The 11576-nt window shown below is 68.4% G+C and carries 11 protein-coding genes and 1 pseudogene; 9 read left to right on the top strand and 3 right to left on the bottom strand.

Features of this window, described 5'->3' with window-relative positions:
• Positions 1-300 precede the first annotated feature (300 nt).
• Positions 301-497, bottom strand: a pseudogene (locus tag E1161_RS27910) (IS481 family transposase); the annotation flags it as partial.
• Positions 498-600: 103 nt separating this feature from the next.
• Here E1161_RS27910 and E1161_RS04805 point away from each other — a divergent pair.
• Together E1161_RS04805 and E1161_RS04800 are read left to right on the top strand one after the other, a co-directional pair.
• The gene (locus tag E1161_RS04805; RefSeq protein WP_132620071.1) at positions 601-1245 is read left to right on the top strand and encodes a NeuD/PglB/VioB family sugar acetyltransferase; all 645 of its coding nucleotides are present in this window, start codon (positions 601-603) and stop codon (positions 1243-1245) included.
• Positions 1242-1523: a hypothetical protein gene (locus E1161_RS04800; RefSeq protein ID WP_132619972.1), complete on the top strand. Its 282-nt coding sequence runs from the start codon at positions 1242-1244 to the stop codon at positions 1521-1523. The genes E1161_RS04805 and E1161_RS04800 overlap by 4 nt, the downstream gene beginning before the upstream one ends.
• 622 nt (positions 1524-2145) lie before the next feature.
• On the opposite strand, the gene E1161_RS04795 is transcribed toward E1161_RS04800, so the two are convergent.
• Positions 2146-2604, bottom strand: a complete 459-nt coding sequence (locus E1161_RS04795; RefSeq protein WP_235874784.1) for a hypothetical protein — start codon at positions 2602-2604, stop codon at positions 2146-2148.
• A gap of 787 nt (positions 2605-3391) precedes the next feature.
• Positions 3392-4429, bottom strand: a complete 1038-nt coding sequence (locus E1161_RS04790; protein WP_132619970.1) for a LacI family DNA-binding transcriptional regulator — start codon at positions 4427-4429, stop codon at positions 3392-3394.
• Between the two features lie 198 nt (positions 4430-4627).
• On the opposite strand from E1161_RS04790, the gene E1161_RS04785 reads away from it, so the two are divergent.
• From E1161_RS04785 to E1161_RS04755, 7 genes are all read left to right on the top strand, one after another.
• Positions 4628-5812: an amino acid ABC transporter substrate-binding protein gene (locus E1161_RS04785; protein WP_132619968.1), complete on the top strand. Its 1185-nt coding sequence runs from the start codon at positions 4628-4630 to the stop codon at positions 5810-5812.
• 7 nt (positions 5813-5819) lie between these two features.
• Positions 5820-6704, top strand: coding sequence for a branched-chain amino acid ABC transporter permease (locus tag E1161_RS04780; protein ID WP_132619966.1), 885 nt, complete (start codon positions 5820-5822; stop codon positions 6702-6704).
• Between the two features lie 4 nt (positions 6705-6708).
• On the top strand, positions 6709-7764 hold the full coding sequence (locus tag E1161_RS04775) for a branched-chain amino acid ABC transporter permease (RefSeq protein ID WP_132619964.1): 1056 nt from the start codon (positions 6709-6711) through the stop codon (positions 7762-7764).
• The gene (locus E1161_RS04770) at positions 7764-8519 is read left to right on the top strand and encodes an ABC transporter ATP-binding protein (RefSeq protein WP_132619962.1); all 756 of its coding nucleotides are present in this window, start codon (positions 7764-7766) and stop codon (positions 8517-8519) included. Before E1161_RS04775 ends, E1161_RS04770 begins: the two co-directional genes overlap by 1 nt.
• Positions 8509-9285 carry an ABC transporter ATP-binding protein gene (locus E1161_RS04765; protein ID WP_132619960.1) on the top strand — a complete coding sequence of 259 codons (777 nt, stop codon included), beginning with the start codon at positions 8509-8511 and terminating at the stop codon, positions 9283-9285. The genes E1161_RS04770 and E1161_RS04765 overlap by 11 nt, the downstream gene beginning before the upstream one ends.
• Before the next feature lie 163 nt (positions 9286-9448).
• Positions 9449-10603 (top strand): Gfo/Idh/MocA family protein, encoded by a 1155-nt coding sequence (locus E1161_RS04760; RefSeq protein WP_207920100.1) that lies wholly within the window; start codon positions 9449-9451, stop codon positions 10601-10603.
• Positions 10604-10790: 187 nt separating this feature from the next.
• Entirely contained in the window at positions 10791-11564 is a 774-nt protein-coding gene (locus tag E1161_RS04755) for a hypothetical protein (protein WP_235874783.1), read from the top strand.
• Positions 11565-11576: the final 12 nt, after the last annotated feature.

Raw genomic sequence — 11576 nt, 5'->3', positions numbered from 1 at the left:
AGGGCTTCCCTGTGCTCAGTCCCGCAGCCTTTGTGGTGGCTGGATCGTCCGGTAGGCGCCGTGCAACGTCGCGCTAGAACGTCGCTGCTCGCAGGACAGCCAGACGGATCTCCGTGGTGGATGCGCGCCCCCGGCACAGGCCCAACGCGTGTGATCGGCTGGTTTGGCGGTTCGACTTGCGCTTCGGGTCGATGGCGCGCTCCAGTGGCGTGCTGATGGGCCGGTTGATCGTGGACACCACTGATGCCTGCCAGCCGATGAGGTCTGACGGGTCAGCCCACGCCCGCAACGCAAGCAGCGTCATGACGTTGGTGACGCCGGCGGAGAGCGGGATGCTGGTGGATGATCCCCGGCGTGCAGTGTGCGGTCGATGCGGCGGCGTGGTGGTGCTCACTGGTGCAGACGCGAGCATAGACGGGCTCTTCGGCCAGTACTCGGTTGCAGCGCTCGACTTTCCCGTTGTGGCGCGGGGTGTAGGGCGTGATCCGCTGGTGGCGGGCTCACAACAGGACGTGCTCGCACGGACGTTGTTCCCGCTCGTCCCCAGTGGCTGGTGATCGCCATCAAGCGGGTTCCCCAAGACTAGGGAAAGCTGTGGCCATGCACTCCCGCATTGCCAACAGCAGCGCAGGTCCCATCCATGTCGTCGGCGCCGGAGGGCTCGGCAGAGAAGCGCTCGACGCGCTGTTCGCGTTGCGAATGAAGCCGGACGATCTTGTGCTGGTCGACGACTACCTCTGCGATGGCGAGGTTCATGGCGTGCGAGTTCTACGGCCTCAGGACGTCTCTCGCGGCCGGTTCGTGGTCGCCGTCGCAGACCCTTCCGTGCGCCGTAGGCTTGCGGAACGCTTGCAACACCGCGGATTGACAGCAACGTCGATCGTGCATCCCCGAGCTACCGTGGCTCACGATGCCATACTCGGTAGCGGATGCATCGTGCTGGCCAATGCGTTCGTTTCCTGCGGTACACGGCTTGGCCCGCACAGCCAAGTGCAGTACAACGCGACGATCGGTCACGACAGCGTGCTGCAGGAATGCGTGACTGTCCTGCCTGGTGCGAACATCGCGGGAAACGTCTCGCTGCTGCAAGATGTCACCGTCGGGAGCAACGCCTGCGTGTTGCAGGGACTCCGCGTCGGTGCGCGAACATTCGTTGGCGCTGGCGCTGTGGTGACGAAGGACCAGCCGGGAGATCGTGTGTTGGTAGGCGTTCCTGCGCGGTCACACCAGGCTTCGGTGGTGTGATCTCGCCGTTGCTGCCGCAATCGTTCAACGAGTGCGGACAGGCGAAGGTGCTCGCTGAGTTCTGCGTGACCGGTCTGGCCGCACGGCGCCGTGACCATTCTCATGCGCCCGGTGGCCGAGGAGATCTGGACATCGTTGTCGAAACCGAGGTCACCGTGCTCCCCGAGCTCGAGCACCGCAATGAACACCGAGTGTGGAGCGTCGTCGGCACGCGCTGGCTCCTCGGCAGACTCGTCTTCCTGCCGATGGCCGTACCGCTGCGGCTTTCTCGGCGCTAAGGGGTGGCTCATCTGGTGAGTTCCTTGGCTCCGCGACGTGCGGCGGCGAGGGTGAGGAAGCCGCGGAGCCGGGTGCCGTAGCGTTCGCAGCGGATGGTGAGTCCGCGCTGGCCGACCAGCCAGGCGTTGGTGTGCGCGACAGCGGTTCCAGCCGAGGTCCGTCCTGGACTCCGACCTTGGCGGGCCGGTGCGGGGTGAGTGCGGCGAGGCGAGGCGATCGAACACGCCGTAGCCCTTGGCCCCGACCGAGGAGCCACAGCAGCAGCCATGCTCATCGGTCTCGTCGGCGACCTCGGCGAGAAGCGGTGCGGTGCCCGCTCGTCGAGCAAACCGCAAGCGGTATCAGCGCCGCCACACCTGTTGTCCTGCAGGAGGCCAACGACAGTGCCGCCGGGCACGCTCGTCTCGCTCGCCGAACGACGAGATCGGGTCGGTGATTGCTGTGGTCGCCGATGCGGTGGTCACCGCCGGCGACAGCGTTCTCCTCTGGCAGCCCCCGGCGCTGACGGCCGTGGCTCTCAACCGGGGAAATCCAGCGAAGTCGAGGCCAGGAAAACGCGACAGGAGCGCGCCCGGGACGGCGCAAGCCGCCCCGGGCACTCTTTCGGGAATTGTGAGATGTTCAGCCGCGCGCCGAAATTCGACCGGAGAAATAGCCGCAGCTGAGCTGGGTGCTACCTTCGTAATTGCACGCCTGGTAGTTGATCCACCCTGATTCGGGAATGGAGAGGTTGTGATCCAGGCAGGTGCCGTACCCGACATCGGCGTGCTTGGTCTTCAGCCCCGAGCTGTCGCTGCGGTAGTAGCGGGCGACCGGATGGTGGCCGTCCGAGGCGTTGTCGCAGATGTAGAGGTGTTCCCCTGTGGGGTTGAAGCACACCATCGCACCGCTGTCGCCGGAGTAGACGGGGTAGTAGCACTCCGCCGCAGCGATCGCCTCACCATCGGCGGAGACGACCGAGACCGTTGCGGACGGCGCGTTTTCAAGCACGTGGGACGCGACGGGACTCGCGTGCGCGAACCCCGTCCACCCGAGCACCAGACCCAGCGCTGCTCCGCACACCATTATTTTCCGCTTCATACGTGAAACTCCCGTGATCGGACGAGACCACCACGAATGGCGGTCGATTTTTTCCGCCCTGCCCCCCAGGGCAGAGATGAGATTACTCAGTTGCGGGAAGATGAATAGACGCGAGGAGCAGGAACACCCGAATGTAGTCCGAACACTATCCGGGTGGCCTCATGCGTGCTTGTTCCTGGACACCCACGCCGTTCTCCCCCAAGCGGTCTGCACCCCGGTGACGTCGTGAACCGAGGCTGTCGCTAACCGGCGACGCTCGGTCCCTGCACCGGCGAGAAGAGGAGTCAGCGCAGCGCCTTCCACCAGAAGAACCACAATCGAGGTTCACTTGAGGAAGCAGGCGTGCGGCGTCAACCCGGTGTACCGGTAGGAGCGAACGCGTCGTCGTCCTCGAAGTGAGGCAACGTCGAACCTTCCACCGCGTTTTGAGCGTTTCCGAGGAGGGCTCACCGCATGCACTGCCGGTGGAGCGGGATCAGCCCAGCAGCTGCGCTGTCTCGTGCCTGTGGCGACGAAGCCGCCGACGAACGGCCGAAGATGCGTGGGACAAAGGATTCGCGAGCAAGCATCGAACGTTCAAGGGCGTGCGAGCGCATGAGCGCGTCCTCAGCGGCGCCCGAGGGACCGCCCGGCCCAGCAGGGCGCCGGTTGCGAAGCGCTCAGCCCGGTGCCGACCGTTCCTCGGAGACCAGCGATGCGGAGGTCGGCCGGGAGTGACCCATGCCGAGCAGGCCACCACCACGACCTAGACCACGCCGATCAAGGGACGAAGTCGTGGTCGTCGGCTTCACCGAGGAGCACGGAGCGGGGCCGTGGACTCGCGTACGACCAGGGTGTGCCCCGTGGGACGGCGGCGCGGCCGTGCGGACGACGGCTTCAACGCCAGCGAGAGAGCCTGTTCTCCCATCTCGGTCATCGGCAGCCGCACCGTGGTCAACGCTGGCGACAGGTGTTCGGCGACGGCCACATCGTCGAAGCCCGCGACCGACATCTGCTCCGGCACCGCGATCCCGCGGGCCCGAAGGGCCGACAGCACGCCGATCGCCATGTCGTCGTTGAGCGCGATCACCGCTGTCACATCGGGGTGTTCGGCCAGGATGCGCTGCATGGCCAGGCGGCCACCCTCGCGCGTGAAGGCGGCCTCGACGACGGGGACGTCGTCGAGGCAGAGCCCGACCTCGCCCAACGCCTGACCCGCTCCGGAGAGCCGGTCGGCGACCGTGGTCAGCGCCGGTAGCCCGACGGCGAAGGCGATCCGCCGGTGGCCCAGGGAAAGCACGTGCTCGGTGATGGACCGGCCGCCTGCTGTGTTGTCCGGCAGCACCGCGTCCGCGCCGAGGTGGTGGCGGCCGATCACCGCTACCCGGCCACCGGTTGCCTGGAAGGTCTGCAGCTCCTTCTTGACCGCCGACTGCGTCCGCGCGTCCACGAAGCCCGAACCGGCGATGAGGATCGCGCGCACTCGGTTGGCGATGAGTGCGCGGACCTGGACGAGCTCGTTGTCGGGGTCGCGGCCGGTGTGGCAGATCTGCACGGTCAGCCCCTGCTCGGCTGCGACCCGGAGCACCCCGCTGGCGATCTCGGTGAAGTAGGGGTCTCCGATCTCGTGCACGAGCAGGCCGATGCTCGTGCTCGCACCGCCGGCCAGGGTGCGGGCGTGCACGTCGGCGACGTAGCCCATCCGCGCGGCCACCTCTCGCACCCGCTGGGCGATGACGTCGCTGACTCCCGTCGAGCCCGACAGCGCGCGGGAGGCCGCCGCGATCGAGACCCCGGCCTCCTCTGCGACGTCGACGAGCCGGAGCCTCGCGCGCTCCTGTGCCATCTGGGCCCCTTTCCTCCGTTGATGCGGCCCGCGCCATCGCGAAGGTCCTCCGCAGACCCCGCACACGACCCTAGGTGCCCCTTGCCGACACCGCGTGTGATCCCTATTCTGCCGTAAGCGCTTTCGAAAGCGCTTACGGATGCCCCCAACGATGGGTGGACCATGAAAACTCAAAACGGTCTCCGGCTCGGAGCCCTCGTGACCAGCGCCGCACTGGTGCTCACCGGTTGCCTCAGCTCGAGCGCCGGGCAGGGCGGTGGCGATGACACCATCAGGATCGGCATCTCGCTTCCGCTCACCGGCGACTTCTCCGAGCCCGGCAAGGGCGTGCGCCGCGGTTACGAGGCGTGGGCCGACTACGTCAACGCCCGCGGTGGCCTCCTCGGCCGCCGGGTCGAGCTGATGATCCTCGACGACCAGTCCAGTTCCGACCGGGTCGCCGCCGACTACGAGAAGCTGATCAACCAGAACGGCGCGGACCTGGTCTTCGGCCCGTTCTCCACCCGCCTGGTCATCCCGGCCGCGCAGGTCGCCAAGGACTACGGCTTCCTGTTCGTCGAGCCGGCGGGCGCCGCCGAAGAGGTCTTCGCGCAGGGCTTCGACAACCTTTTCTACGCCGCGCCAGCGGTCGCCGAGGACCACTACGACCACTTGGCCGAGGCGATCCTGGCGATGCCCCCGGACCGGCGACCGCGGACCGCGGCCTACGCGGCGATGGACGACCCGTTCGCGCAGGGCACCGCGTACGGGCTCAAGGAGGAGCTGGAGCAGGCGGGCATCCGCACGGTGGTCGACGAGGTCTACCCGCCCAACACCACCGACTTCGGCTCCATCGCCGCCAAGATCGCCGACTCCCGTGCCGACCTGGTGGTCGGGGGCACGCAGTACCAGGACGCGGTGAACCTCATCGTGGCGTTGCGCCAGCTCGGCTACCAGCCCGCGATGGCCGCGTTCTCGACCGCGCCGACCAATCCGGAGTTCCCCAAGGCGATAGGCGAGCAGACCGAGGGGATCCTCTCGCCCACCGGCTACACGCCGGAGGCGGATTACCCGTCCAACACGGAGTTCGTTGCCCACTACACCGCGATCCACGGGTCCGAGCCCAAGGAGGACGAAGCCAACGCCTGGACCACCGGGCAGGTGGTGGCCGCCGCCGTGCGAGCGGTCGGATGCGCCGACCCGGATCCCCGCTGCCAGCGCAAGCTCATCGACTGGCTGCACGGCAACGCCGTCGACACCGTCGTCGGCAAGCTCAGCTGGGACGCCACCGGAAAGCCCCAGGGCGCGCACCTGATCCAGCAGTACGTCGATGGGCAGATCCGCATCGTCCTGCCCGACGACACCGAGGAAGCGGCCCTGATCCACCCGAAGCCGGCGTGGTGATCCGGACATGAGCGGATCCCTCCTCCTGCAGAGCCTCGTGCTCGGCGTGCTGCTCGGCGGCCTCTACGCCCTCCTGGCGGCAGGGCTGACGCTGTACTTCGGCGTGATGCGCGTGGTGATGCTCGCGCACTCCGCGTTCCTCATCCTCGCGGCGTACCTGGCCTGGTTCTTCACCCAGCGGACCGGACTGGACCCGCTGCTGTCGCTGGTGTTCACCGTTCCGCTGTTCTTCGGGATCGGGATGCTCATGCAGCGGTTGCTGATCTCCCGCCTGCGCCCGGCGACGCTGACCATGATGTCGGTGCTGCTGACCTTCTCGATCGCACTGGTGATCGAGGGGACGCTCGGGTTCGTCTTCAGCGGGACCCACCGCCGCATCCAGCTGCCCTACTCCGGGGCCGACATCGCCGTCTTCGGCGCCAGCGTCCCGGTGGTCAAGCTGATCGCCTTCGGGCTCGCCGCGGTTTCCCTGACGGGGCTGTACGTCCTGATGAAGGCCACCAGGTTCGGCCAGGCGCTGCGCGCCACGATCCAACACCGCGAAGCCGCCCAGCTGGTCGGCATCAACACCGACCGGATCGCGGGCTACGGGTTCGCGCTCGGCCTGGCCACCGCCGCGGTCGGCGGCACCGGGCTCGCGCTGGACTCCACCATCTACCCGTCGTTGCACTGGCACTGGATCGGACCGCTGATGGCGATCATCGTCGTGGGCGGGCTCGGCAGCATCCCCGGCGCGGCGATCGCGGCGATGGTGCTCGGTCTGGGCCAGAGCCTGCTGCAGATCCCGCTCGGCACGACCTGGGCGCAGACCCTGTTCTACGTCGCGCTGTTCGCCACCCTGATGCTGCACCCCCAGGGATTCTTCGGAGGCCGCCTTGCGCAGCGATTCTGATCCCGTGCACGTACCGCTCCGCGCCGCCAAGGTGATCGGGCTGCTCGCGCTGGGCGCCCTGGCGGTCGCGTTCCCCAGCCTGGCGCCGGACCCGTTCATCCTGTCGGTCGGCGTGGTGATCATGAGCTACGCAGTGCTCGCCACGTCGTGGAACTTCGTCGGAGGCTTCACCGGCTACATCTCGCTGGGCCACGCCGCGTACTCGGGTCTCGGCGGCTACGCCACGGGCCTGCTGATCGTGCGCGCCGGTCTCGACCCGTGGGTGGCGCTGGTCCTCGGCGGCTCCCTCGTCGCGCTGATCGCGGTCCCGATCGGCATCGCGAGTCTGCGGGTGCGCGGCGCGTCATTCGTGATCGTGTCGGTCGCGCTGGTGCTGATCACGTTGCTGGTCTTCCAGACATGGGGTGACCTCACCGGGGGATCCGACGGGTTGCGGGTGCCGCGCCCGTTCGGCCCGGACGTCATGCGCCCCGAGCAGCACGAGCGGTTCTTCCACCTGCACACCGCCCTCTTGGTCGTGGCGCTGCTGTGCTGGTGGGTGATCGACCGCTCCCGCTTCGGTTCAGGGCTCAAAGCGATCCGCGAGGACGAGGACAAGGCGCAGTCCCTCGGCGTGCCGACCTTCGCCTACAAGCTGGTCGCGTTCGTCGTCTCGGCGTTCTTCACCGCGCTGGCCGGTGGCCTCTACGCGCTGTGGTTCGGCTTCCTGGACCCGATCTTCCAGTTCTCCATCCTGGCCGGTTCGTACCTGGTGCTGATGAGCCTGCTCGGCGGCATTCGAAGCCTGTTCGGACCGCTGCTCGGGGCGGTGGTCGTCGGCTACGCCATGGAGTACTTCAAGGCCCAGTACGGCGACACCCAGCTGCACCTGGTCGCGATGGGCGTGCTCCTCGCGGTGGTGGTGCTGTTCATGCCCGACGGGATCATCCCGGCGCTCACGAGCCTGGTGAACCGGGTCCGCCCGCAGGCGGCGTCGATCCGCGAGGTCACCCAGGGCGAGCTCGCCGAGCGGCGCCGCGGAGCGGAGCAACCTGCCGGGCCGAACCAGGAGGTGCGCTGATGAGCACGACTGGAACGCCGGGCGTGCGGGGGCTGGAAACGACTGCGCTGACCAAGTCCTTCGGTGGCGTGCGCGCCGTCGACGCGGCCAGCGTGGCGTTCCACCACGGCAAGGTCAACGCGTTGATCGGTCCCAACGGATCGGGCAAGACCACGTTCTTCAACTGCGTCACCGGGTTGGTCAAACCCGACTCCGGCACGGCCAGCTACCGCGGCGAGGACATCACCGGCAAGCCCCCGCACCGGATCTCACGCGCCGGAATCGGTCGCAGCTTCCAGCTGTGCCGGGTCTTCCCCCGCATGACGGTGCTGGAGAACATGCTCGTGCCGGTCCGCTCGCGGACACTGCTCGGCCGGCTGCGGTCGGCCCGCCAGCGCACCGACGTGGAGCGGGCGCGTGAGCTGCTCGCCCGCGTCGGCATCGAGCACCTGGAGGGCACCGAGGCCCGCGACCTCTCCTACGGCCAGCAGAAGCTGCTGGAGATGGCGGGCGTGCTGATGGCCGATCCCGAGACGATCATGCTCGACGAACCCGCGGGCGGGGTGAACCCGGCGCTGATCGACCGCATCGCGGGTCTGGTGCGCGCCCTCAACGCCGAGGGCAAGACCTTCCTGATCGTCGAGCACAACATGGACCTCGTCATGAGCCTGTCCGACCACGTCGTCGTCCTCGACCGGGGCAGGCCGATCGCCGCGGGAACTCCGGACGAAGTGCGCGACGACCCGCGAGTCCTGGAGGCATACCTTGGGATCTGAGCAGCAGAACTCGGACGAGCACCTGCTCGAGCTCGTCGACGTCGAGGCCAGCTACGGCCGAGCGGCGCTGGTGCTGCGCGGGCTCACGGTGCGGGTGCCACCGGCCAGCGTGGTCTGCCTGGTAGGACCGAACGGTGCGGGCAAGTCCACAGTGCTGAAGGTGGCCAGCGGCATGCTCGCCCCGCGCTCGGGACTAATCCTGGTCGGGGGCGACGACGTCACCGGCCGTCGACCGCAGCAGATGCTCGAAGCGGGTCTCTCGCACGTGCTCCAGGGCCACAGCGTCTTCAAGGAGATGTCGGTGGCCGAGAACGTGCTGCTCGGCGCCTACACCATCAAGGACCGGTCTGAGGTCGCCGAGCGCGTCGGCTTCGTCAAGGACCTCTTCCCCGTCGTCGCCGACCGGTGGGACTCGCTGGCCGGCGCGCTCTCCGGCGGACAGCAGAAGCAGGTCGAGTTCGCCCGCTCGCTCATGGTCAGCCCGCGCGTGGTGCTGCTCGACGAACCGTCGATGGGCCTGGACCCGAGAGCGACCAACACCGTCCTCGAACAAGTGCTGCGGATGCGCGACGCGGGCACTGCGGTCCTGCTCGTGGAGCAGAACGCGCGGCGGGCGCTGGAGATCGCCGATCTGGGCTGCGTACTCGACCTCGGCCGGGTGCACGTGTCCGGTCCGGCCGCCGACCTGCTCGCCGACCCGCAGCTGGGCGAGCTCTACCTCGGACAGCGCCGCGCGTCAGGGCCCACCTCCACCCACTCGCCTTGACGCCGCGTTCCGACACCTCGGGACCAGCCACGTCCGCAGGCCTGCGCGGGCCGGGTGGGCGGGCGGCGATTCGTCCCGGCGGCGAATCGTCGTTCCCCGACCTGCTCAGCAGGGGTTCGCTTCCTCGTCCGCCCGAACCGGGGATCTCCGCGAAGGAGTTCTGATGAGCCATCACACGTACCGCATCCTGATGAACGGCGTCACCGGCCGGATGGGTTACCACCAGCACCTGCTGCGTTCGGTGCTCGCGATCCGCGAGGAGGGCGGCTTCGCCCTCGACAACGGCGACCGGATCCAGGTCGAGCCCGTCCTGGTGGGCCGCAACGCCGGCAAGCTGGCCCGCATCGCCGAGCAGCACGGCGTGGCCGAGTGGAGCACCGACCTCGACGCCCTCCTCGCCGAGGACGACGCCGAGATCTACTTCGACACCCAGGCCACCGGCGAGCGCAAGGAGGCGATCCTCAAGGCCGTGGCCGCCGGCAAGCACGTCTACGCGGAAAAGCCCGTGGCCTCCTCGGTCGCCGAGGGACTGGAAGTGGTCAGGGCCGCCGAAGCGGGCGGGATCGTGCACGGCGTCGTGCACGACAAGATCTTCCTGCCGGGCCTGCGCAAGCTCAAGCGCTTGGTGGACACCGGATTCTTCGGTCGCATCCTGTCCGTGCGCGGCGAGTTCGGCTACTGGGTCTTCGAGGGAGACGTGCTCCCCGCGCAGCGGCCGAGCTGGAACTACCGGGCCGAGGACGGCGGCGGCGTGGTCCTGGACATGTTCTGCCACTGGAACTACGTGCTGGAGAACCTCTTCGGTCGGGTCCGGGCGGTCACCGCCAAGGCCGTCACCCACATCCCCGAGCGCTGGGACGAGCAGGGCCGTCGCTACGACGCCACCGCCGACGACGCTGCGTATGCGATCTTCGAGCTCGAAGGCGATGTGATCGCACAGATCAATTCCTCGTGGGCGGTGCGGGTCGAACGCAAGGAGCTCGTGGAGTTCCAGGTGGACGGCACGCACGGTTCGGCGGTCGCCGGCCTGTTCGGCTGCCGGGTGCAACCGCGGGTCCGCACGCCGAGACCGTCGTGGAACCCCGACGAACCCACCACGGAGGACTTCCGCGCCCAGTGGGACGAAGTCCCGGACAACGCGTTGTTCGGCAACGGGTTCCGGGTCCAGTGGGAACGCTTCCTGCTCGACGTGCACCACGGCAGGCCACATCCCTACGACTTCGCCGCCGGGGTGCGCGGCCTGCGGCTCGCCGAGGCCGGGCTCACCTCCTCCGCGCAGGGGCGTCGGGTCGAGCTGACCGCCGGTGGCGCCGGATGAGCAGGCTGCGCGCATCGACCTGCCCTCGGCCGACGGCACGTGGACCGAAGTCGGCTGCAGGAGCCGCGGCAACTGGTGCAACGCCGACGTCCGGGCAGCCCGATCCACCGACGTCCTGGCCGAGATGGCCCCGCCGCTACGTCGAGCTCGTGCAGCCGTACCCGCGATGGTGGGAAGGAGCACTCCATTGAGATGGCGAAGTTCCATCGCCGCGCTGGCCACCGGTCTGCTCGTGGTCGCATTCGCGGCACCGGCCTCCGCATCGCCCCAGCACGGTCTCGTGATCGTGCGACCATCCGCCACGGATCGGCACTGGGATCCGCTGAGCCCGGAGAAGTGGGAGTTCGCGCACGATCAAGTGATCATGACCGAGCGCGGCGACGCTCCCGAAGGCCCCCGCCGACCGTTCGAGTACGCGGTCGTCGGCGAAGGACCGGAACTGGGCTCGTTGAGCTACAACGCCGAAGTCCGGATCGACGAACCGGTCACCCGTGACGACCGCGACGTCGTCCTGGTCTTCAACCACCAGTCCCACACCCGCTTCTACTACGTGCACCTCTCGCAGGACAACACGACCTACCCGCACAACGGGATCTTCGTCGTCGACAACGCCGATCGCGTACGCATCGACGACCAGTGGAACGGCACGGCCGGTGCTCCGCCGGCGATCGACGACACCGACTGGCACGACGTCCGCCTGGAGTACCGCGCGTCGTCGGGCGAGATCGCGGTGCACGTGGACGGCTCAGGAGAACCGCTCATGACCGCGAAGGACACGAGCTTCTCCGGCGGCCGCTTCGGCTTCGGATCGTTCGACAACTACGGGCGCGTCCGCGACGTGACCGTGGCCGGGACCGTGCTGCGGTCTCAGCCGCACACCCCCGGTGAGCACCTCGGCTCCGTGCGAGGCGTGGTCGACCGGGCCTACAGGCCGCCTCCGGTGGCGCTGAACCATTCATGACGGCGAGGGATG

It is taken from the genome of Saccharopolyspora aridisoli, from assembly GCF_004348445.1.
Lineage (GTDB): Bacteria > Actinomycetota > Actinomycetes > Mycobacteriales > Pseudonocardiaceae > Saccharopolyspora > Saccharopolyspora aridisoli.
Note: the sequence above shows the minus strand (reverse complement) of the source record. Positions and strands in the feature narration are given on the sequence as shown.

Excerpts from the sequence above, each read along its gene's own strand:
- E1161_RS04805 (WP_132620071.1), top strand. The coding sequence starts at position 601 with ATGCACTCCCGCATTGCCAACAGCAGCGCAGGTCCCATCCATGTCGTC.
- E1161_RS04795 (WP_235874784.1), bottom strand. The coding sequence starts at position 2,604 with ATGAAGCGGAAAATAATGGTGTGCGGAGCAGCGCTGGGTCTGGTGCTC.
- E1161_RS04790 (WP_132619970.1), bottom strand. The coding sequence starts at position 4,429 with ATGGCACAGGAGCGCGCGAGGCTCCGGCTCGTCGACGTCGCAGAGGAG.
- E1161_RS04780 (WP_132619966.1), top strand. The coding sequence starts at position 5,820 with ATGAGCGGATCCCTCCTCCTGCAGAGCCTCGTGCTCGGCGTGCTGCTC.
- E1161_RS04770 (WP_132619962.1), top strand. The coding sequence starts at position 7,764 with ATGAGCACGACTGGAACGCCGGGCGTGCGGGGGCTGGAAACGACTGCG.
- E1161_RS04760 (WP_207920100.1), top strand. The coding sequence starts at position 9,449 with ATGAGCCATCACACGTACCGCATCCTGATGAACGGCGTCACCGGCCGG.